The sequence below is a fragment of the Arthrobacter sp. FX8 genome (genome assembly GCF_026723805.1).
In the GTDB taxonomy this organism is placed as follows: Bacteria; Actinomycetota; Actinomycetes; order Actinomycetales; family Micrococcaceae; genus Arthrobacter.
In genome coordinates this window covers 2,985,962-3,006,549 of the sequence record NZ_CP113505.1, presented here as the reverse complement: position 1 = coordinate 3,006,549, position 20,588 = coordinate 2,985,962, and the positions used below count along the sequence as shown (strand labels likewise).

General features: G+C 67.3%; 15 protein-coding genes and 1 pseudogene. 10 read left to right on the top strand and 6 right to left on the bottom strand.

The window, feature by feature from the left end; genetic code table 11:
• Positions 1–117 precede the first annotated feature (117 nt).
• The gene (pucL, locus tag OUO20_RS14030) at positions 118–1,026 is read right to left on the bottom strand and encodes a factor-independent urate hydroxylase (protein WP_018769698.1); all 909 of its coding nucleotides are present in this window, start codon (positions 1,024–1,026) and stop codon (positions 118–120) included.
• A 371-nt stretch (positions 1,027–1,397) separates the two neighbouring features.
• Between pucL and OUO20_RS14025 the strand changes: the two genes are divergently transcribed.
• Positions 1,398–1,568 carry a hypothetical protein gene (locus OUO20_RS14025; RefSeq protein WP_268001983.1) on the top strand — a complete coding sequence of 57 codons (171 nt, stop codon included), beginning with the start codon at positions 1,398–1,400 and terminating at the stop codon, positions 1,566–1,568.
• A 30-nt stretch (positions 1,569–1,598) separates the two neighbouring features.
• Here the strand turns inward: OUO20_RS14025 and ligD are convergent, their stop codons facing one another.
• Together ligD and OUO20_RS14015 are read right to left on the bottom strand one after the other, a co-directional pair.
• Complete coding sequence (ligD, locus tag OUO20_RS14020) at positions 1,599–2,843, bottom strand: non-homologous end-joining DNA ligase (RefSeq protein ID WP_018769700.1); 1,245 nt, start codon at positions 2,841–2,843, stop codon at positions 1,599–1,601.
• A gap of 31 nt (positions 2,844–2,874) precedes the next feature.
• Positions 2,875–4,245 (bottom strand): 8-oxoguanine deaminase, encoded by a 1,371-nt coding sequence (locus OUO20_RS14015; RefSeq protein ID WP_018769701.1) that lies wholly within the window; start codon positions 4,243–4,245, stop codon positions 2,875–2,877.
• A gap of 401 nt (positions 4,246–4,646) precedes the next feature.
• Here OUO20_RS14015 and OUO20_RS14010 point away from each other — a divergent pair, with 401 nt between their 5' ends.
• The 9 genes from OUO20_RS14010 to OUO20_RS13970 all read left to right on the top strand — a co-directional run bounded on the left by OUO20_RS14010 (position 4,647) and on the right by OUO20_RS13970 (position 15,810).
• Positions 4,647–5,141: a nucleoside deaminase gene (locus OUO20_RS14010; protein ID WP_018769702.1), complete on the top strand. Its 495-nt coding sequence runs from the start codon at positions 4,647–4,649 to the stop codon at positions 5,139–5,141.
• Complete coding sequence (locus OUO20_RS14005; protein WP_442781139.1) at positions 5,123–6,691, top strand: NCS2 family permease; 1,569 nt, start codon at positions 5,123–5,125, stop codon at positions 6,689–6,691. Before OUO20_RS14010 ends, OUO20_RS14005 begins: the two co-directional genes overlap by 19 nt.
• A 99-nt stretch (positions 6,692–6,790) precedes the next feature.
• The gene (locus OUO20_RS14000) at positions 6,791–8,008 is read left to right on the top strand and encodes an XdhC family protein (protein WP_268001982.1); all 1,218 of its coding nucleotides are present in this window, start codon (positions 6,791–6,793) and stop codon (positions 8,006–8,008) included.
• Positions 7,999–8,934: an FAD binding domain-containing protein gene (locus OUO20_RS13995; protein ID WP_268001981.1), complete on the top strand. Its 936-nt coding sequence runs from the start codon at positions 7,999–8,001 to the stop codon at positions 8,932–8,934. The genes OUO20_RS14000 and OUO20_RS13995 overlap by 10 nt, the downstream gene beginning before the upstream one ends.
• A 2-nt stretch (positions 8,935–8,936) precedes the next feature.
• Positions 8,937–11,780, top strand: a complete 2,844-nt coding sequence (locus OUO20_RS13990; protein WP_268001980.1) for a molybdopterin-dependent oxidoreductase — start codon at positions 8,937–8,939, stop codon at positions 11,778–11,780.
• A 98-nt stretch (positions 11,781–11,878) separates the two neighbouring features.
• Positions 11,879–12,859: an aldo/keto reductase gene (locus OUO20_RS13985; RefSeq protein WP_056391390.1), complete on the top strand. Its 981-nt coding sequence runs from the start codon at positions 11,879–11,881 to the stop codon at positions 12,857–12,859.
• 32 nt (positions 12,860–12,891) lie between these two features.
• Complete coding sequence (locus OUO20_RS13980; RefSeq protein ID WP_268001979.1) at positions 12,892–13,632, top strand: HEAT repeat domain-containing protein; 741 nt, start codon at positions 12,892–12,894, stop codon at positions 13,630–13,632.
• Positions 13,629–14,279: a uracil-DNA glycosylase gene (locus OUO20_RS13975; protein WP_268001978.1), complete on the top strand. Its 651-nt coding sequence runs from the start codon at positions 13,629–13,631 to the stop codon at positions 14,277–14,279. The genes OUO20_RS13980 and OUO20_RS13975 overlap by 4 nt, the downstream gene beginning before the upstream one ends.
• Before the next feature lie 49 nt (positions 14,280–14,328).
• Entirely contained in the window at positions 14,329–15,810 is a 1,482-nt protein-coding gene (locus OUO20_RS13970; protein WP_268001977.1) for an HNH endonuclease signature motif containing protein, read from the top strand.
• Between the two features lie 13 nt (positions 15,811–15,823).
• Here OUO20_RS13970 and nboR read toward each other — a convergent pair whose 3' ends face one another.
• The 3 genes and pseudogenes from nboR to aceE form a co-directional block, all read right to left on the bottom strand.
• Positions 15,824–16,474 (bottom strand): nicotine blue oxidoreductase, encoded by a 651-nt coding sequence (gene nboR / locus OUO20_RS13965; protein WP_268001976.1) that lies wholly within the window; start codon positions 16,472–16,474, stop codon positions 15,824–15,826.
• A gap of 34 nt (positions 16,475–16,508) precedes the next feature.
• Complete coding sequence (locus OUO20_RS13960) at positions 16,509–17,486, bottom strand: NAD(P)H-dependent flavin oxidoreductase (RefSeq protein ID WP_442781084.1); 978 nt, start codon at positions 17,484–17,486, stop codon at positions 16,509–16,511.
• 118 nt (positions 17,487–17,604) lie between these two features.
• A pseudogene (gene aceE, locus OUO20_RS13955) lies at positions 17,605–20,343 on the bottom strand (pyruvate dehydrogenase (acetyl-transferring), homodimeric type).
• Positions 20,344–20,588: the final 245 nt, after the last annotated feature.

Genomic DNA, 20,588 nt, shown 5'->3' with positions numbered 1-20,588 from the left:
CATGGCAGACGTCATCGTCTGGCTAACGTTGTCTGGCTAACAGGTGAAGCTGTGGGGTGGCCTCGACGGGCCCAGCCGCCAATGGTGGTTGGGCCCGTCGAAACCTGTTGTCGTGCTTTAGCAGAAGCCGGCGATACCCGACCAGGCGGCCGGGGCCGCCGCAGCGTCCTCGCGCTGGACGGTGGCCTCGATCAGGCCGTACGGGCGGTCGGCCGCGTAGAAGACCTCATTGGGGTTGTCCAGGCCGAATGGGGAAAGGTCCACCAGGAAGTGGTGCTTGTTGGGCATGGAGAACTTGATCTCGTCGATTTCGCTGTGCGCCTCCAGGACCTTGGCGCCCATGTCGAACAGGGTCTGCTGCAGTGCATGGGAGTACTTTTCCGTGAAGCCTTCGAGCAGGAGGCCCTTGACGTCGTCGTAGCTCTTGTTGAAGTCCAGCGCGCTGAAATCGGTGCCGGTCTTGAAGCGCCAGCGGGCCGAAACGTCCGTTGCAAGGATGCGGTCGGTGGTCTCGGGAAGCGTGGTGTAGCGGTCCCGGGGGTAGCCGACAAAGCCGGACTGGGTGGACTTGAGGACGGTGAGGTCCTTCAGCCCGGAAATCAGGTGGCTGGTGGCCCCGTCACGGACCAGGACGGCGGTCCGGACTTCCTGGCCGTTGCGGACGAACGAGTGGTCGTGTTCGCTGCCGTGGGCCTGGATCCGGTTCCATGCGTAGGACTCGGCTTCCCAGCGGCCCCCGGTGACCCAGTCGAAGCTGGACGTGAAGTGCTCGCCGAGGCGCAGCAGGAACGCTTCCGGCGAGCCGATGCCCTCACGGGCGAAAGCGTAGATGGTGTTTTTCTGGGTGTCCGTGGCCACCACGTGGGCGTTGTCGCCCTCAAGGTGGGCCGCGGCAAAGTCGCCCCGCAGCTGCGAGGTGACGTTCAGGTCCTCGATCTCGTGGCGGTTGGTGTCGCGGGTGATCTTGACGACGCGCACTTCTGCCTTGCCGTACTGGTTTTCGCCGAGGATGATCTTGCTGCTCATGGTCTTTTCCCAACTTCCGGTAAGTGGAACCTAGGTTCCATCACTGAAATTAAGCGCGCATTTCATGCGCGTTTCCGATGGAGCCGACCCAACAAAAAAGAGCCGGCATCCGTTGATGCCAGCTCATTACGACCCTGCCTGCTGCTCCCAGGTTACGTGACGTGCGCCACGAGTTGCCTAACAGCGTACCTCCGCAAACCGGTGGTGTACATCACAAGGCCAAAAATCATTTTATGACTGCCGTATGCCCAGCCGGCCCCGGAGCGCCATTGACGGCACCGTTGACGGCAAGCTGCTCCACTACCTACACTTTTCATATAGCAATAAATAAATTCCGAGATACGGAAACGCTATAGGAACAGGAGGAGCAGATGAACCCCCAGGAACAGAACCAGGTTGTGGAATTCCCGGCGCCGGGCCAGGAGTTGTACCTGCCCTTCGGAGCCAGTGATCCCGACTTCTACATTCCGGCCGACCACGAGCGGCGGTCCGGAGGCATTTCACGCTGGCTCCGCGCCCTTCCGGTGTTCGGGCGCCGCTGACCCCGGCCGCCGCTGACCCCTGGCCGGGCGTCAGGAGCCGGGGCCTCCGGGCCACTGCTTGCCCGCCCAGGGGTCGTAGTCCGCGACGAGCTCCTCCTGGGGCGGCCGGTCCGCCTCGGGTACATGCTGCAGGTTTACCCGCACCCGGTACCAGAGCGAGCTGGATCCACGCATCCCGTCCACAAGGACATCGGCGGGCTGAAGGGCCGCCACGACTCCGGCGTGCCGGGACCTCCATTCATCGAGCGCGGCGAGCGCCTCGGGCTTGGTCCTGGTCCGGGCCACTTCGATGAGCGGCATCACCGACTGCCGGCGTCCGGATCCGTTGCCGCCGCGCGGTGCCTTCTCTGCGGGACCCAGTTTTTCGGCAAGGGCCAGGAGTCCATCGAGCCTGCCCACCGCGCCGTCAATACCCGCATGCGGATCGCCGATCTCGGCGAACCGCTCCAGGACGGTGGGCACCGTGAACTGTTCCGGCCTGGCGGTGCGCACCTCTTCCCAGGTAAGCGGCGCCGAGACCCGGGCATCGGGCAGCGGCCTGACTGAATAGGCGGAGGCCACGGTGCGGTCCTTGGCGTTCTGGTTGAAGTCCACGAACACGCTCTCGCCGCGCTCCTCCTTCCACCACCGTGCCGTGGCGAGTCCGGGAGCGCGGTTTTCCACCTCCCGGGCCAGGGTTTCCGCAGCGAGCCGGACATCGCGGTAGGACCACTCCGGGGCAATGCGCACCAGGATGTGCAGCCCCCGCGAACCGCTGGTCTTCGGCCACCCCTCCAGGCCCACGTCCGCCAGGACCTCCTGCGCCACGTAGGCCACGTCCACGATCTGCGGCCAGTCCACTCCCGGCATGGGGTCCAGGTCCACGCGGAGTTCGTCCGGGTGTTCCAGGTCCTCTGCCCGGACCGGGTGCGGGTTCAGGTCAAGGCAGCCGAGGTTGATCACCCAGGCCAGGCCGGCCGCATCGCGGATCACTGCCTCCTCCGCCGAGGTCCCGGACGCGTAATGCAGCGTGGTGGTGTCAATAAAGGGCGGGTGGTTTTCCGGGACGCGCTTCTGGAAGAACGGCTCCGCGTCGATCCCCTTGGGAAACCGCTTGAGCACCATCGGCCGCCCTCCCGCACCCCGCAGCGCTCCGTCCGCCACAGCCAGGTAATAGCGCACCAGGTCAAGCTTGGTCAGCCCCGGCTGGGGGAATACCACCTTGTCCGGGCTGGAGATCCGGACCTCAACACCCTCGATATCCAGGACTTCGGCCGGCGTCTTTGACGGAGTCATGCCGCCACGGTAGCAGCGGCCAGTATCCCTGTCAGCCGTTTATCAGGCGTCGTGCCGCGGCGGAGTGCTCCGCGATGAGCCCCGCCACGTCCAATCCCGGAACCTGGCCGTCCACCACACGCCACTGCCCGCCGACCATCACCCGGTCCGCCCGGTCCGCGGCGCACAGGAGGAGGGCGGCCACGGGATCGTGGCTGCCGGAGAAACGCAGGTCGTCGAGCCGGAAGAGTGCCAGGTCCGCCTGCATCCCGGGTGCCAGCTGGCCCAGTCCGGTTCTGCCCAGGACCGCGGCGGATCCGCGGGTGGCCCAGCCCAGGGCCCGTTCCACCGGTACGTCGGCCCCGTACCGCAGCCGCTGGAGGTAGAGGGCCTGCCGCGCTTCCAGGATCATGTTGGAGGCGTCATTGGATGCCGAACCGTCAACGCCCAGCCCCACCGGAACTCCGGCGTCTTCCAGTTCCAGGACCCGGGCGGTGCCTGACGCCAGACGCATATTGGAGGTGGGGCAATGCGCCACCGCGGTCCCCGCGGCACCCAGCCGGGCGATCTCCGCGTCGCTGAAATGGATGCCGTGGCCCAGCCAGGTGCGGTCCGTCAACCAGCCGACGCTGTCCAGGTAGTCCACCGTCCGCAGCCCGAACATCTCCCGGCAGAAGTCCTCCTCGTCGAGGGTTTCTGCCAGGTGGGTGTGCAGCCGGACGTCCAGCCGCCCGGCGAGGGCCGCGCTTTCGGCCATGATCTCCTTGGTTACCGAGAACGGGGAGCACGGCGCCAGCGCAATCTGGATCACCGCGTCATCGCCGCGCTCGTGGTACCGGCCCACCAGGCGCTCGCTGTCCGCCAGCACCACTTCCGGGGCCTGCACGGTGGACTGCGGCGGCAGGCCGCCGTCGTCCGTTCCCAGGGTCATGGACCCGCGGGTGAGGGTGGCCCGCATGCCCAGCCGGCGCACCGCCTCCACTTCAATGTCAATGGCGTCCTCAAGGCCCGCGGGAAAAAGGTAGTGGTGGTCGGCAGCGGTGGTGCAGCCCGAGAGCAGCAGTTCGGCAAGGGCCACCGTGGTGGCCAGTTCCAGGTCTTTCGGCGTCAGCCGGGCCCACACCGGATAAAGGTTCTGCAGCCACGGGAACAGCGGGGCGTTGGCCACCGGACCCCAGGCCCGGGTGAGGGTTTGGTAGAAGTGGTGGTGCGTGTTGACCAGGCCCGGCAGCAGGACGTGGCTGCCGGCGTCGAACGTTTCGGTGCAGGGCGCGGCCGGCTTCTGCCCCGCTGCCAGGACTTCTTCAATCACTCCGCCGTTGACCACCACGCCACCCGAGGCGTCAAGAGTGTTGGCGGTGAAGGCGGCCAGGGGGCTCCGGATCCACAGGCGGGAGGCGGGCGCTGGATGGGGCTGGGGCATGGGATGTCCTGTTCTGGGCGCAGTGGCAGTTGTTCCAGCTCAGTGAGGCCCTGTCTGCTGATCCAGGTGCCCGCCACCTGCAGGCAGGACGGGTGGGATCAGACTAGGAAAGGGCCTCCACCTGCGTCAATGGAAGTGATTGTGACTGCGTGGCGGCATCCGCCGTGAAGGCGTCGAAACATGGATTTCACATTGCGAAATTAAATTTCCAGAAAACTATGGCGCAGCCCACAAAGCGGTGCTAATCTCGATTCTGCCAAAGGCGGGCGCCCCTCCTCGGGGAAGCTATCTACCAGGCGCAACTTAACCTTCACAGCACATGCTGAAGCCTGGTAACCGTTCGCACCTGGTTCTACTGGTACTGCACGGCATCAGGCTTCCCGGCAAAAGGAAGTCGCATCATGAGTACCACCGTCACGGCCGAACAATTTCTGGCCCGCTCCATCCGGCTGGCAACGGCCAACGTCCTTAACAGCGGAGGCCCGTTCGGCGCCATGATCGTCACGGCGGACGGCCAAACGTTCGACGGCGTCAACCGTGTCACAGCGGACAACGATCCCACCGCCCACGCCGAAGTCACCGCCATCCGCACCGCCTGCCGCGAACTGGGCACCTTCGACCTCAGCGGCGCAGTCCTGTACACCAGCTGCGAGCCATGCCCCATGTGCCTGGCGTCCGCACTTTGGGCCCGGGTGGGCCGCGTGGTCTACGCCGCGGACCGCCACGACGCCGCCTCCGTCGGCTTTGACGACGCCGTCTTCTACGAATACTTCGAAAACCAGGACAGGGACTCCCTGATGCCGGTATCCAAACTGGAGCTGGGCGATCCCCAGGCCCCGGCACCACTGGAGCCGTTCAACACCTGGAACACGCTCGAATCCAGGATCGACTACTAGGCGGCTGGGATGACCATCCTGGACCATTCCCACGAGGAGCATCCGGCTCCAACCACCAGCACCCCCGGCGGGCGCCGCGCACTTCGGCACAGGGACCGCACGTCCCGCTGCCGCCGGCCCCGGAATCCTTCCTGGACCGCTTCTTCCAGGTCACCCGGCGCGGCTCAACCCTTGCCCGCGAATTCCGCGGGGGCCTGGTCACCTTCTTCACCATGGCGTACATCGTCATCCTGAACCCCCTCATCCTCGGCGGGTTCAGCGCGGACAACGCCCCCACCGACGTCGCCGGGGGCTGGCTATCCGCAGCCCAGGTGGGTGCCGTCACCGGCCTCACTGCCGGCGTCATGACCATCCTCTTTGGCCTCATCGCCAACCTGCCCTTCGGACTTGCCGCCGGCCTGGGCATCAACTCCTTCCTGGCCGTCTCGGTGATCCAGGAAGTCACCTGGCCCGAGGCCATGGGCCTGGTGGTGATCAACGGCATCCTGATCGTCCTCTTCGGCGTCACCGGCGCCCGGACCGCCATCTTCCGGGCAGTGCCCAAGGAACTGAAGGCCGCCATCACCGTGGGCATCGGCCTGTTCATCGCCTTCATCGGCTTCGTGGACTCCGGCTTCGTCCGGCCCACGGCAGGCGGTCCGCCGGTCCAACTGGGCGACGGCGGCTCCATCACCTCGGTACCCACGCTCGTCTTCGTCATCGGCCTCCTTGCCATGGGGATCCTGGTGGCGCGCAAGGTCCAGGGCGGCCTGCTCATCGGCATCGTCGGCACCACCGTGCTGGCCGCCGTCGTGGAAGCCGTCCTGAAGCTTGGCCCGGCCAGCGCCACCAACCCCGGCGGCTGGCACCTGAACACCCCCGTCCTGTCCGGCCGGCTGGTCTCGGCACCGGACCTCGGTTTGGTGGGGCAGTTCGACCTGTTCGGCTCGTTCGCCCGGATCGGCGGCCTGGCCGCCACCATGCTGGTGTTCACGCTGGTGTTCACCAACTTCTTCGACGCCATGGGAACCATGACCGGCCTGGCCAGGAGCGCCGGCGTCGCCCGCAAGGACGGCACGTTCCCGCGGCTGAAAGCGGCCTTCATCGTGGAAGGCTTCGGCGCCGTGGCGGGCGGGGCAACCTCCGGTTCCTCCAACACCGTGTACATCGACTCCGCCGCCGGCATCGGCGAAGGGGCACGGACCGGCCTGGCCTCAGTGGTCACCGGCGTGCTGTTCCTCGGCTCGATGTTCCTCACCCCGCTCACCAGCGTGGTGCCGCTCGAGGTCGCGGCCGCCGCCCTGGTGGTGGTGGGGGCGATGATGATGGCGCAGATCCGGGAGATCAAGTTCACCAAGTTCACCGTGGCCCTGCCGGCATTCCTGACCATCGTCACCATGCCGCTGACCTACTCGATCGCCAACGGCATCGGTGTTGGCTTCGTGAGCTGGGCCGTCATCGGGGCTGCGTCAGGCAAGGCGAAGAAAATCCATCCGCTGATGTGGGTGGTGAGCATCGGGTTCCTGGTGTACTTCGCCCGCGGTCCGATCAACCACCTGCTCGGAGGCTGAGCTTGCGCCAGCCACACCGGGGGCCGGGCCAACCCTTGGCCCGGCCCCTGCCAGGACCGACAATGGACACCACCGCCGCGCGGAAGAAGGAGTGCCGCCATGCTTGACCTGATCCCTTCGCTGGGCCCGTGGCTGCACCGGCTTGCAGACGGGCAGTTCGCCGTTGCCACCATCGTGGCGGCGTCCGGTTCCGTGCCCCGGCCGCTGGGAACATCCATGCTGGTCACCGAATCCGGCGAGGTGCTGGGCAGCCTCTCCGGCGGCTGCGTGGAAGGCGCCGTGGTGGTGCTCGCCCAGGAGGCAATGGACGACGGCGGCCCGCGCCTTGAGTCCTACGGGTTCAGTGCCGCCGACGCCTTCGCCGCCGGGCTCACCTGCGGGGGACGGCTGGACATCCACATCCAGCCGGTGCCCGCCGCGGTTCCGGGCGAACCCGCCCATCCGCTGCGCACTGCCCTGCTGCAACTCGCCGAAGCCGGCCCGGACCAACCCATGGCCCTGGTACGGCTGCTGGGCAGCCCGGGAGGCGCCGCCGTCGTACTGCACCACCCCGCCACGGCCGGCGTGGCCGCATCCCCGGAGCTGTCCTTCCTCCAGGGGGAGGCGGCACTGCAGGTGGAGGCCATCCTGCGCCTCGGTGGCACCGGCCTGGTCAGTATTCCCGGGGCAGGGGACTGTCTGCCAGACCGGACAGGGCAGCCTATGGACGGGTCCGCCGTCCTCGTGGAGTCGCGGCTGGCCCCGCCGCGGATGCTGGTGTTCGGCGCCAACGACTTCGGCGCGGCACTGGTACCGGCTGCGAAGCTGCTGGGCTACCACGTGACCCTGGTTGATGCCCGGCCCGCCTTCGCCAGGCAGCCCCGTTTTGCCGCCGCCGACCAGGTGGTGGCCGACTGGCCGCACCGGTACCTGGCGGCGGAAGCGGCTGCGGGCAGGACGGACCACCGCACCGTGGCCGCCGTCCTGACCCATGATCCGAAGTTCGACATCCCGTTGCTGGAAGCCGCGCTGGCCCTGGACCTCGCCTACGTTGGCGCCATGGGCTCCCGCCGGAGCCACCTCCAGCGGGTGGGCGAACTCCTCAGCGCGGGTGTCCCGCCGGAGCGGATCGCCCAGCTGCACTCACCCATCGGGCTGGATCTTGGTGCCGCCACCCCCGCCGAAGTGGCGGTGTCCATCACCGCGGACATCATCGCAGCCCGCAACCGCGCCGCCAGTTGCCTGCCGCTGCGCGAAACCTCCGGCACCATCCACCCCCACCCCGCGCCCACGCCGGCGCCTACAGACTCTGACAAGCAGGAGATCGCATGGACATGAACACCATTGAGGCGGTGGTCCGCACCACCGACCCCGCGGAATGGCGCGACGGCGACGCCTGGCTTGCCGGCGGGACGGTCCTTTTCTCCTACGGCAGCTACGCCTTCGGGCCCCAGCCGCTCAAACGGCTCCTGGACCTCGGCGCCGCAGGCTGGACGCCGATCACCGTCACCGACGACGGGATCGAGCTTGCCGCCACCTGCACCATCGCCGGGCTGTACAGCCTTCCCGGGCTTCCGGATGTGTCGGACCGCGGCTGGCGGGCGCTGGACCTGGTCCGGGCATGCTGTGACTCCTTCGTGGCTTCCTTCAAGGTGTGGAACATGTCCACCGTGGGCGGCAACCTCTGCACCTCGCTGCCCGCCGGGCCCGTCATTTCGCTGTGCGCCGGACTGGACGGCACAGCCACCCTCATCGCACCGAATGGCGGCAGCCGCACCCTTCCGGTGGCGGACTTCATCACCGGCGACGCGAAAAACGCCCTGGCACCCGGTGAGCTGCTCCGCAGCGTCCACCTCCCGGCGTCGGCCCTTTCCGCCCGCGTGGCGTTCCGCCGCCTGTCCCTGAGCAACCTGGGCCGGTCCGGCGTGCTGCTCATTGGAAGGCTCGACGGCGGCACCTCCCTGGTGCTGACCGTCACCGCCGCCACCAAGCGGCCCGTGCAGCTGCGCTTCGACGCGCTGCCGGACGCGGACCGGCTGGCGGCCGGACTCGATGACCATATTCCGGCGGAGCTCTACCACGACGACATCCACGGGCTGCCCGCCTGGCGCCGCGACATGACGTACCGGCTGGCCGAGGAAATCCGCGGCGAGCTGGCAGCGCCGCAGGGAACGCCGGGACTGGCTGTGTCCGGGGACTTCTGGCCGCCCCGGACCGGCGGGATGCCGGGGCCCGGGCCCACAACTCTTTCGAAAGGGGCCTGAGCATGGCCATCGAGATCAACGGAATTTCCGCGGACGCGGCACCCCGTCCCGGGCAGTGCCTGCGCACGTTCCTGCGGGAGCAGGGAAACCTTGGGGTAAAGAAAGGCTGTGACGGCGGCGACTGCGGTGCCTGCACGGTGCACGTGGACGGCACCCCGGTCCACAGCTGCATCTACCCGGCTGTCCGGGCGGAGGGCCATGCCGTCACCACTATCGAGGGGCTCGCGGGTGCCGGCGGCCCCGACGGGCAGCTCCACCCGGTGCAGCAGCAGTTCCTGGAGCGCCAGGGCTTCCAGTGCGGCTTCTGCACGGCCGGCATGGTGATGACGGCCGCCACCTTCACAGATGAACAGAAGGAGAACCTGCCCCGGAACCTCAAAGGCAACCTCTGCCGGTGCACCGGCTACCGTGCCATCGCGGATGCCGTCTGCGGGGACGCCGGGCACCCGGATCCCCAGGGGCCGGGCTCCGGCATCGCAGGGGACGGGCAGCCGGATCCGGAGCCGGGCCGGCTGGGCGATGACGTCCCGGCGCCGGCCAGCCGCGCGGTGGTCACGGGCGCTGCCCGGTACACCCTGGACGTGCCGCCGGAGCAGCTGAGGGAACAGCTGCAGGGCCTGCTGCACCTGAAGATCCTGCGTTCGCCCCATGCCCACGCGCGGGTGGTGTCCATCGACAAGGCTGCGGCGCTGAGGGTTCCCGGCGTGGTAGCCGTCTTCACCTCCGAAGACGCCCCGGAACAGCTGTTCTCCACCGCACAACACGAGCTGTTCACGGACGATCCCGATGACACCCGGGTGCTCGATGACGTGGTCCGGTTCATTGGGCAGCGGGTGGCCGCCGTCGTGGCTGAATCGGTGGGCGACGCGGAGGCCGGCGTCCGTGCCCTCCGGGTGGACTATGAGGAACTCCCGGCGGTCCTCTCACCGCAGGTTGCACTGCTGCCCGGCGCCCCGCTGGTCCACGGTGGCAAGGATGCTGCAGGCTCCCGGATCGCCCGGCCTGAGCGGAACGTGGTGGCGGAGCTCCACTCGGAGCTGGGCAGCGTGGCCGACGGTTTCGCCGCCGCCGACTTCATCCACGAGAAGACCTACCAAACCCAGCGGGTCCAGCACGTGGCACTGGAAACCCATGCTGCCATCGCCTCGGTGGACGCGGAAGGACGGCTGCAGGTGCGCACCTCCAGCCAGGTCCCCTTCCTGGTCCGCCGCACCCTGTGCCGGATCTTCGGCCTGGAAGAGGACAAGGTGCATGTGGTGGCCGGCCGCGTGGGCGGCGGGTTCGGCGGCAAGCAGGAAGTGCTCACCGAGGACCTCGTGGCGCTCGCGGCCCTCAAGCTCGGGCGGCCCGTCCAGCTGGAACTGACCCGCACCGAACAGTTCACCGCCACCACCACCCGGCACCCCTTCACCATCAAGCTGAAGGCCGGAGCCAGCAAGGACGGGAAGCTGACGGCCCTGGAGCTGGACGTGGTGACCAACACCGGCGCCTACGGAAACCACGGCCCCGGCGTCATGTTCCACGGCTGCGGCGAATCGCTGGCGGTCTACAACTGCGCGAACAAGAAGGTGGACGCGCATTCTGTGTACACCAACACCGTGCCGTCCGGAGCTTTCCGCGGGTACGGGCTGAGCCAGATGATCTTCGCCGTCGAGTCCGCCATGGATGAGCTCGCCGCCGGGATCGGCATGGACCCGTTCGAGTTCCGCCGCCGGAACATGGTCCGGGAAGGGGACCACATGCTGTCCACCCAGCCGGACCCGGAAGAGGACGTCCATTACGGCAGCTACGGGCTGGACCAATGCCTGGACCTGGTCAGGGACGCCCTGGACCGCGGCCGCGAACGCTACCGGCAGGCCGGCCTTGAGGACCTGGGGCCTGACTGGATGGTGGGCGAAGGCACGGCCCTGTCCATGATCGACACCGTGCCGCCGCGCGGCCACTTTGCCCATTCAAGGCTCCGGCTCCTGCCGGACGGAACGTACCAGGCCGACGTCGGGACCGCCGAGTTCGGGAACGGCACCACCACGGTGCACGCCCAGCTTGCCGCTACCGCCCTCTCCACGGAAGCGTCCAGGGTGGCGGTGCGGCAATCGGACACGGACTTGGTAGAGCACGATACCGGCGCCTTCGGCTCGGCCGGCACCGTAGTGGCCGGCAAAGCCACCCTCGCCGCAGCAGAGGAACTGGCCGTCCGGATCCGTGCATTCGCCGCCGGCATCCGGCAGACCCAGGCGTCCGCCTGCGTCCTTGAGGACGACGTCCTGGTGGTCGACGGGACTCCCGTGGCACTGTCTGAACTGGCCCAGGCCGCGGAGAGTGCCGGCGTCGAACTCGCCGCCGAGGGGCGCTGGGGCGGGACCCCGCGCTCGGTCGCCTTCAATGTGCACGGCTTCCGGGTGGCGGTGAACCGCGGCACCGGCGAGCTGAAGATCCTGCAAAGCGTGCAGGCGGCCGACGCCGGCGTGGTGGTCAACCCGCGGCAGTGCCGCGGCCAGATCGAAGGTGGTATCGCCCAGGCCCTTGGCGCCACGCTCTACGAGGAGGTGGTGGTGGACGACGCCGGAAAGGTCACCACGGACATCCTGCGGCAGTACCACATCCCTACTTTTGCGGACGTGCCGCGCAGCGAGGTGTACTTCGCGGACACCAACGACAAGATGGGGCCGCTGGGGGCCAAATCGATGAGCGAAAGCCCCTTCAACCCGGTGGCGCCGGCGCTGGCCAACGCCATCCGCAACGCCACGGGCGTGCGCTTCGCGTCGCTGCCAATTGCCCGGGACCGCATCTACCTGGGGCTGAAGGAGGCGGGGCTGGTGCCCAAGCTCGAGCACGCCCGGTCATAACGCCGGGGCCCTGCCCGCACCGTGCGTGCGGAAGGCCCAAAAGGTGTTCGCAGCGGGGCAACCTGACTGCGGGTTGCATCGTTGCATATAGTCAGGGGATGGAACAGCGGATTTTAGGCAAGACCGGACGGAACGTCTCCATCGTGGGGCTCGGCACCTGGCAGCTCGGCGCGGACTGGGGCAACGTGGACCCGGCACAGGCGCAGGCCATCCTCGCCGCCTCCGTGGAGGCCGGGGTCACCCTCTTCGACACCGCAGACGTGTACGGCGACGGCAAGAGTGAGCAGGCTATCGGGAAGTTCCTGGCGGACAACCCGGGCCTCGGCGTCACGGTTGCCACCAAGATGGGCCGCCGGATGGAACAGCGGCCGGAAAACTACAGGCTGGCCAATTTCCGCCAATGGGTGGACCGCTCAAGGAAAAACCTGGGCACGGACACCCTGGACCTGGTCCAGCTGCATTGCCCGCCCACCCCGGTCTACAGCAACAACGAGGTCTACGACGCCCTGGACACCCTTGTGGCCGAAGGCGCCATCCGTAACTACGGCGTCAGCGTGGAGCGGACGGACGAGGCCCTCGAAGCCATCCGCCACGAGGGAACTGCCTCGGTGCAGATCATCCTGAACGCCTTCCGGCTCAAGCCGCTGGACGAGGTGCTTCCGGCCGCCAAAGCGGCCGGGGTGGGCATCATCGCCCGCGTGCCGCTGGCGTCCGGCCTGCTGTCCGGGAAGTACTCGAAAGAGACCACCTTCGCGGAGAACGACCACCGGAACTACAACCGCAAGGGCGAGGCGTTCGACGTTGGCGAGACTTTCTCCGGCGTGGACTACGAACTGGGCCTGAAGGCCGTGGCGGAGTTCGAACAGCTGGTGCCGGAGGGCGCTACCACCGCGCAGGCGGCCATTGCGTGGATTGCCGCGCAGGACGGCGTCACCTCGGTGATCCCCGGCGCGCGCAACGTGGATCAGGCCAGGGCGAACGCCGCTGCGGCCACGGTCAGCATCAGCGAAGAGTTCGACGCCGGCGTCCGCTGGATCTACGACCACTACTTCCGTGAGGCCATCCACCCCCGCTGGTAAGGCAGCACCTGAGGGCGGCAGGGAGTTGAACGATGACCAAGACGTCGGACTACCGGGCGGTCCTGGAAGCGCTGCCGTCGGCGCAATGGGAGGCGTACCTCCGCGCCGAGTCAGGATTGCCGGGGCCGCGCGGCAACCTTGAACTGGTTGCGGCGTTCGCCGACGTGGCGGATCCCGGCCTGATCCGACGGCTCGTTGACAGTCCGGACGAGTACCTTGCCATGTGTGCTGCTGTCGGCCTCGGCCGCCTGGTTGCCGCGGGTGACCAGCGCGCCGCGGAAACACTAAGGGTCATGGCGGAGGACGGGCGCTGGCGGGTTCGTGAAGGTGTTGCCATGGCCCTGCAGCGGCTGGGAGACGCGGACATGCGGGCACTGTGGGCGTTGGCCAGGGAATGGGTGGACGGGAAGCACCTGGTCCAACGTGCCCTTGCAGCCGGGGTCTGCGAACCACGGCTGCTCCGCGTACCGGAAGATGCAGCCAAGGCAGTGGAAACCCTCGACCGGATCACGGCGTCGGTCGAAGGAACCGGCCCGGAATCGCGGAAGCTGGATCAATTCCGCGTGCTGCGCCAGGGGCTCGGCTATTGCTGGAGCGTTGCCGCGGCCGCTTCCCCTGCCCTGGGCTTCGCGCGGCTGGAGCGGTGGGCAGCCAGCCAGGACAAGGATGTCCGCTGGATCGTGCGCGAAAACCTTCGGAAAGCCCGGCTGTCCCGCGCGGACGCACCGGCAGCGGAACGCGTTGCGGCGGTCCTGGACCACTCCGGCGGATGACAGCGCCAGCAATTCAAGCCTTCGTTGAGCGGCTGGCCGCCGTCGAGGCCGGGCCGGTCTGCAACAACTTCTTCAACCGTTCCGTCCCGGCGAATGAGCTGCGCCGGCGCAACCTTGAGATCTACCTGCAGGAAATGCTGGACCGGCGGCCCAGGGTACTGCTGGTGGGTGAGGCCCCGGGCTTTAGGGGCATGCGGATCACGGGCGTGCCCTTCACCAACAGGACCATCATCGAAGGTCCCGTCAACAGGTTTGGACTCTTCGGCCCCGGCAAAGGCTATGTGCTGCCGCCGGACGCCGCGGGAATAGCCGCCGAACCTACTGCAACGGTGCTGTGGCAAGTCCTCGAAGAAGTGGACTTCGTACCGCTGCTCTGGAGTGCTTTCCCCTGGCACCCCCACCAGCCCGGCAAGCCCTTGTCCAACCGCACACCAAAACCCTCGGAAACCAAGCTCGGAACATCCTTCTGGCAGGAGCTCGCGGAGATCTTCGGGATCAGCTCCATCGTGGCAGTGGGAAATGTGGCCCAGCACAGCCTGCAGCGCAGCGGCCTGGCTGCCCCTAAGATCCGGCATCCTGCCCATGGCGGCCGGTCCGGCTTCAAGCGGGGACTCGAGGAGTTGCTTGAGGGAAGGCTGCAGGATTGACCTGACTCTTCACGGCCAGAATGTCGGACCCCCTTGCCATGATGGGTTTATGGGGAAGGCGGCGGTGGTGAGGGCGTTCGAGGAGATTCGCGCTGCCCTTGCGGTGCTTCAGGCTGAGGTGGATGGGGAGGGTTCGTTGCCGTTCTCGGATATTGATCCGCTGGCCGGTCTGGCCGATGGCTGCCTGGATATTCTTGCCGGGGCCCGGGAGGTGGAGGCGCGGGTTGCGGGGTTGAAGGCGAAGGCTGCGGTGGGGTACGCGGAGGCTGCGCATGCTGTGGCGGGGCCGGACGTGCCGGTGGTGGCGCAGGAGATGGCGGTGGCGGCGGAGATCGGGTGCGTGCTGGCGTTGGGTCCCCGGGCGGCGGCGTCGTTCCTGGCCACCTCCCACGCCCTGACCAGCAGCTTGCCGCGGACTTTGGAGGCGTTGCAGTCCGGGACCCTGTCATGGCAGCACGCGATAGTGCTGGCCGACGAAACGGCGTCCCTTGATGCGGCCGGGGCGGCGGCGTTGGAGGCGCATTTCCTGCCACCCGATACACCGGACCCGGACGCCCTTCCCCCGGCCAGGGGGTGCCCGGTTGGGGAGCTGCCGGCGCACCGGTTCCGGGTCAAGGCGCGGACCTGGCGGGAGCGCCACCACGCCGAATCGATGGAGAAGCGGCATGCCAGGGGTGTGGCGGAGCGGCGGGTGGAGTTCCGGGCGGACCGGGACGGGATGGCGTGGCTGGGCGCGTACCTGCCCGCGGATCAGGCCCAGGCTGGGTGGAACCGGCTCACCGTTGCCGCACGGGGTTTGCAGGGCCCGGCCGAGGACAGGACCATGCCCCAGTTGCGGGCCGACAATTTCACCGCAGCGATCCTCGGCAGCGGCGACACCCGGGGCGGCAGCACCAGCGGCAGCGGGACCAGCGCCGCATCGGGAACTGGCCACCAGCCGCCATCGGTCCGCGCCGAGGTCCTGGTTACGGTTCCGGTGTTCGCGCTGATGGGCCTGACCGATGAACCGGCGATGCTGGACGGGTATGGTCCGGTGCCGGCGTCGATGGCGCGGCGACTGGTCGCGGACGGGGCGGCCTCGTTCTACCGGGTGTTGGTGGATCCCCGGGACGGGGCGCCGTTGGAGATCGGCCGGAAGAGTTACCGGGTTCCCAGGGCCATGCGGGCCTGGCTGCGGATGCGGGACGGGAAATGCCCGTTCCCGGGCTGCAGCAACACCTCCCTGGACACGGAGGCCGACCATCTCCTCGCCTGGCACCACGGCGGCACTACCGGAATCAGCAACCTGGGACAGCCCTGCCCGAAACACCACAGGCTCCGGCACACCACCGGCTGGAAACCCACCCCGGCCAGCACGAACGAACCACCGGGCTGGACCTCGCCCACCGGCCGCCACTACACAAGCGAACACCAGGACTGGGAACCACCAAGGTGGCCGGAACGCCCACAGCCGGGCAGCATCGACATCGTTCACCACGGCACGTCCCCCTGGGAGGATGCCCTTGAGAAGTTCCTGCACGCCCATGCCTGACCACCCTCGGTTGCTAACGGAGAAGCCCCAACTGGTCCGGGGTATCCACATCCTCACCCGTTGACTGGTCGCTGCAATCCACCTCATCCACCAGTTCCGGATGCGCCCGCAGGAAGCCGCGTGCGCCGGCGTCGCCCTTCACTGTTGCACACACCGCTTCCCGCAGGGTCACGTCGATGAGCAGGGGATGGCCGCGCTGGAGTTCAGCGTCCCCGCCCTCGCCGGGGCCGTCGCGTCGGCGGTAGGCGGCAGCGGTAATCCGTCCGGGGCGGTGGCGGTCCAGCAGCCGCTCCACGGTTTCGGAGGTCAGGCCCGGCTGGTCCACCAGCGCAACCAGCAGGTGGTCCTGCGGAGCCGCGGCCTGGTTCCCGAGCAGGAAGGAGCTGCCCATGCCTGACTGCCATTCCACGTTGGTCAGCACTCGGCAGTGGTCCAAACGGGCAGCAGCCTCAACATCAGCTGCTCCCGCCCCCAGGACCACCACAACTTCCCGGCAGCCGCCGTCGAGCAGCCTGCCTGCGATGGCCTCAACCAGCGGCCGACCGCGATACGGCAACAGGGCCTTGGGACCCAAACCCAGCCGTGTCCCGCCTCCGGCTGCCAGCACAATGCCCGTCACCGTGGGGCCAGCCGATTCCGCTCCGCGGGCATCCATGCTCGTCATAGCTGCACTGTAGTGCTTCCGAGGCGGTGGCCTTTTACACACCAAGTTCCCGGGCACGCCGCAATGCGCCAACGGCTCCAGCCACGAGCTCCTGCACGATCCCTGCGGCCGGGAGAATGCTGCTGACCAGCCCCGCGGACTGGCCGGTGAATGGTACATACTCCTCCATCCGCCCCTCCCGGATTCCCGTTCCAATTTCTTCCTGGAGCCGGGCCGACTGGTGCACCGCTCCAGCCCGGTTGGGTTGCCACTGATCTATGAAAGGGGTCCGCAGGGCGCGGGGAACCACATCGAAGGCACCGCTCCCCGGTTTCGTGAAGATATCGTCCCAGACCTCCACCTTGACGGCGTCCTGGGCTTCGGCGGCTACCAGGGAGCGTTTCCAGCCTTCGCTGATCGATGCTTCTGTCGACGCCAGGAAACGCGTCCCGATATTGGCTCCCTGGGCGCCCAGCATGAGGGCAGCCGCCAAGCCCCTGCCGTCTGCAATTCCACCCGCAGCCAGAACCGGCAAGGGATTCACCGCATCCACCACCTGCGGCACCAGGACCAACGTGGAGATACTCCCGCCGAACCCGCCGGCTTCAGCTCCCTGGGCAATGATCACGTCCGCGCCGCGGTCCGCAGCCAGCCGGGCCTGCTGGACAGTGTGGACCTGCTGTACAAAAAGGCCACCCGCTGCATGCACCTTTGCCGGGAACCCGTACGGATCGCCCAGCGCCATGGAAATCACAGGCGCCTGCATCTCCACAGCTATGTCGAAGGACTCGGGGTGGCCCTGCAGCCAGGGCTGGGTGAAGTTCACCGCGAAAGGCCGCCCGGTGAGCTCCCGGATTCGCCGGATGCTGCCGCGAAGATCCTCGGCGGTGCGAAGTGCACCGCCGAGGCTGCCCAAAGCGCCTGCGTTGGAAACAGCAGCAGCCAGTGCTGCATCGCTCCCGAAGGGCCCCATTCCCGCCTGCATGATGGGGTAGTCAATTCCGAGGAGTTTACAAAAAGACGTCCGCAGCATCGGACTCCACCGCTGCTCCTTCACACAACAGGGACGGGCTTACAGGGCAAGTACAGACCGCAGCTGCACCGTCGTCAATAGGCCCAAAGGCCTCCGGAATTTGGCGCGGTTCCCCGTCTCAGGCGTCGCCGCCCGCGCCACCGGTGGTGCCGGCGTTGACGTCCAGGAGTTTGTAGCGGTCCAGGGCATACGACGGCGCGCCCTCCTCAACCTCGCCCCTCGCCGCCAGCATTTGCAGCACTTTCACCACGATGGAGTGGGTGTCGTTCTTGAAGTAGCGGCGCGCTGCTGCGCGGGTGTCGGAGAAGCCGAAGCCGTCGGCGCCGAGGGTGGCGAATTCGTTGGGGACGAACTGCCGGATCTGGTCGGGGACGGCTTTCATGTAGTCGGAGACGGCGACGATGGGGCCGGTGGCGCCTTCGAGTTGCTGGGTGACGAACGGGGTGCGGGCGGGTTGGCCGGGGTTGAGGAAGGCTTCTTCTTCGGCGGCGAGGCCGTCGCGGCGCAGTTCGTTCCAGGAGGTGACGGACCAGACGTCGGCGGAGACGTTCCAGTCGTCGGCCAGGACGCGCTGGGCTTCGATGGCCCAGGGCACGGAGACGCCGGAGGCGAGGATCTGGGTGCGGGGACCGTCGATCTTTGCCGGGGCGAGCAGGTAGATGCCCTTGATGACGCCTTCGATGTCGAGGTTTTCGGGTTCGGCGGGCTGGACGATGGGTTCGTTGTACACGGTGAGGTAGTACATGACGTTCTTGTCCGTTGAGTCCGGCCCGTACATGCGTTCGAGGCCGGAGCGGATGATGTGGCCGATTTCGTAGCCGTAGGCGGGGTCGTAGGTGAGCACGGCGGGGTTGGTGGAGGCGAGCAGGGGGAGTGGCCGTCGGCGTGCTGGAGGCCTTCGCCGGTGAGGGTGGTCCGGCCTGCGGTGGCGCCGATGATGAAGCCGCGGGTCATTTGGTCTGCTGCGGCCCAGAAGGCGTCGCCGGTGCGCTGGAAGCCGAACATGGAGTAGAACACGTAGACCGGGACCAGGGCACGCCGTGGGTGGCGTAGGAGGTCCCGGCTGCGGTGAAGGCTGCCACGGCGCCGGCTTCGTTGATGCCGGGGTGGATCAGTTGCCCGGCGGGGGATTCCTTGTAGGCCAGGACCAGGTCGCGGTCCACGGAGAGGTAGTTCTGGCCCTCGGGGTTGTAGATCTTCGCGGTGGGGAAGAACGCATCCATGCCGAACGTGCGTGATTCATCCGGCACGATGGGCACAATCCTGCCCCCGAACTTTTTGTCACGGAGCAAATCCTTGAGCAGGCGGACGAAGGCCATGGTGGTGGCGGCCTGCTGCTTGCCAGAACCCCGCCTGGCTACCTCGTAGGACTTTTCATCCGGAAGCTCCACAGCACTGTATCGGCTGCGGCGCTCGGGAACCGATCCGCCCAACGCCCGCCGCCGTTCAAGGAGGTAGGCGATCTCGGGTGCATCCAGGCCCGGGTGGTAATAGGGAGGCCGGTATGGGTCGGCGTCCAGTTGTTCGTCCGAGATGGGGATCCGCAGGTAATCCCTGAAGTCCTTGAGATCCTCGACCGTCAGCTTCTTCATTTGGTGCGTGGCATTCCTGCCTTCAAACCGCGGTCCCAGGCCGTAGCCCTTGACGGTGTGGGCGAGGATGACGGTGGGTTTGCCCTTGAATTCGGTGGCGGCTTTGTAGGCTGCGTAGACCTTGCGGTAGTCGTGGCCGCCGCGTTTGAGGTTCCAGATCTGGTCGTCGGTGAGGTCCGCGACGAGGTCTTTGGTCTGCGGGGTCTTGCCGAAGAAGTGTTCGCGGACGAACCCGCCGGATTCGGCCTTGTAGGTCTGGTAGTCCCCGTCGACGGTTTCGTTCATGATTTTCACCAGGGACCCGTCGGTGTCGCGGGTGAGCAGGTCATCCCATTCCCGGCCCCAGACGACCTTGATCACGTTCCAGCCCGCGCCGCGGAAGAACGCTTCGAGTTCCTGCATGATCTTGCCGTTGCCGCGCACCGGCCCGTCCAGGCGCTGGAGGTTGCAGTTGATCACGAAGTTCAGGTTGTGCAGGTTTTCGTTCGCCGCCAGCTGCAGCAGGCCGCGGGATTCGGGTTCGTCCATTTCGCCGTCGCCCAGGAACGCCCAGACCTGCTGGTCCGAGGTGTCTTTCAGGCCACGGTTGTGCAGGTACCGGTTGTTCTGGGCCTGGTAGATCGCGTTCATCGGGCCGATGCCCATGGACACGGTGGGGAATTCCCAGAAGTGCGGCATCAGGCGCGGGTGCGGGTAGGAGGACAGGGCGTGGCCCTCGCGGGACTTTTCCTGCCGGAACCCGTCCAGGTCCTCCTCGGAGAGGCGTCCTTCCATGAACGCCCGGGCGTACATGCCGGGGAGGCGTGGCCCTGGAAGAAGACCTGGTCCCCGCCGCCGGGGTGGTCCTTGCCGCGGAAGAAGTGGTTGAACCCGACCTCGTACAGGGTCGCGGCACCGGCGTAGGTGGAGATGTGCCCGCCGACGCCGATGTCGGGCCGCTGCGCCCGGTGGACCATGACCGCGGCGTTCCACCGCATGTAGGCCCGGTACCGGCGCTCGTACTCCTCGTTGCCCGGGAACTGGGCTTCCTGGTCCACCGGGATCGTGTTCACGTAATCGGTGGTGGTCACCATCGGCACCCCGACGCTCTGCGCGCCGGCGCGCTGCAGCAGGCTCCGCATGATGTATTGGGCACGCTCGGTGCCCTGTTCCCTGATCAACGCATCCAGGGACTCAACCCACTCGGCAGTCTCTTCCGGATCACGATCAGGCAGCTGGTTAGTCAACCCGCTGAGGATATGGGAGGTATCTTCTCCTGCAGCCACGGCAGCCTCTTTTCATCTTCGAATGCTCGGCTTGAGTTTTCATATTACGAGAAAACATTATTGCTAGATGAGATTAGTCAGACGCGGGGGTATGGTCAATGCGACCGGTGCCCCTGAGCCCGCAGAGTGCGCAGGCCGGGAGGAAGAAACAGTTTGTGACTGCCCGCCCATGCCGGCATTGCTTGACGCCCCCGTGACGCAGGTCATACTCTTATTTCACTATTCAATATCTCGATTCCGCAATG

What these genes read in the sequence shown, in the direction of transcription:
- OUO20_RS13985 (WP_056391390.1), top strand. Translation starts at nt 11,879, where the DNA reads ATGGAACAGCGGATTTTAGGCAAGACCGGACGGAACGTCTCCATCGTG.
- OUO20_RS13990 (WP_268001980.1), top strand. Translation starts at nt 8,937, where the DNA reads ATGGCCATCGAGATCAACGGAATTTCCGCGGACGCGGCACCCCGTCCC.
- OUO20_RS13970 (WP_268001977.1), top strand. Translation starts at nt 14,329, where the DNA reads ATGGGGAAGGCGGCGGTGGTGAGGGCGTTCGAGGAGATTCGCGCTGCC.
- OUO20_RS13975 (WP_268001978.1), top strand. Translation starts at nt 13,629, where the DNA reads ATGACAGCGCCAGCAATTCAAGCCTTCGTTGAGCGGCTGGCCGCCGTC.
- OUO20_RS13980 (WP_268001979.1), top strand. Translation starts at nt 12,892, where the DNA reads ATGACCAAGACGTCGGACTACCGGGCGGTCCTGGAAGCGCTGCCGTCG.
- OUO20_RS14015 (WP_018769701.1), bottom strand. Translation starts at nt 4,245, where the DNA reads ATGCCCCAGCCCCATCCAGCGCCCGCCTCCCGCCTGTGGATCCGGAGC.
- OUO20_RS13960 (WP_442781084.1), bottom strand. Translation starts at nt 17,486, where the DNA reads ATGCTGCGGACGTCTTTTTGTAAACTCCTCGGAATTGACTACCCCATC.
- OUO20_RS14000 (WP_268001982.1), top strand. Translation starts at nt 6,791, where the DNA reads ATGCTTGACCTGATCCCTTCGCTGGGCCCGTGGCTGCACCGGCTTGCA.
- OUO20_RS14010 (WP_018769702.1), top strand. Translation starts at nt 4,647, where the DNA reads ATGAGTACCACCGTCACGGCCGAACAATTTCTGGCCCGCTCCATCCGG.
- nboR (WP_268001976.1), bottom strand. Translation starts at nt 16,474, where the DNA reads ATGACGAGCATGGATGCCCGCGGAGCGGAATCGGCTGGCCCCACGGTG.
- OUO20_RS13995 (WP_268001981.1), top strand. Translation starts at nt 7,999, where the DNA reads ATGGACATGAACACCATTGAGGCGGTGGTCCGCACCACCGACCCCGCG.
- pucL (WP_018769698.1), bottom strand. Translation starts at nt 1,026, where the DNA reads ATGAGCAGCAAGATCATCCTCGGCGAAAACCAGTACGGCAAGGCAGAA.
- ligD (WP_018769700.1), bottom strand. Translation starts at nt 2,843, where the DNA reads ATGACTCCGTCAAAGACGCCGGCCGAAGTCCTGGATATCGAGGGTGTT.
- OUO20_RS14025 (WP_268001983.1), top strand. Translation starts at nt 1,398, where the DNA reads ATGAACCCCCAGGAACAGAACCAGGTTGTGGAATTCCCGGCGCCGGGC.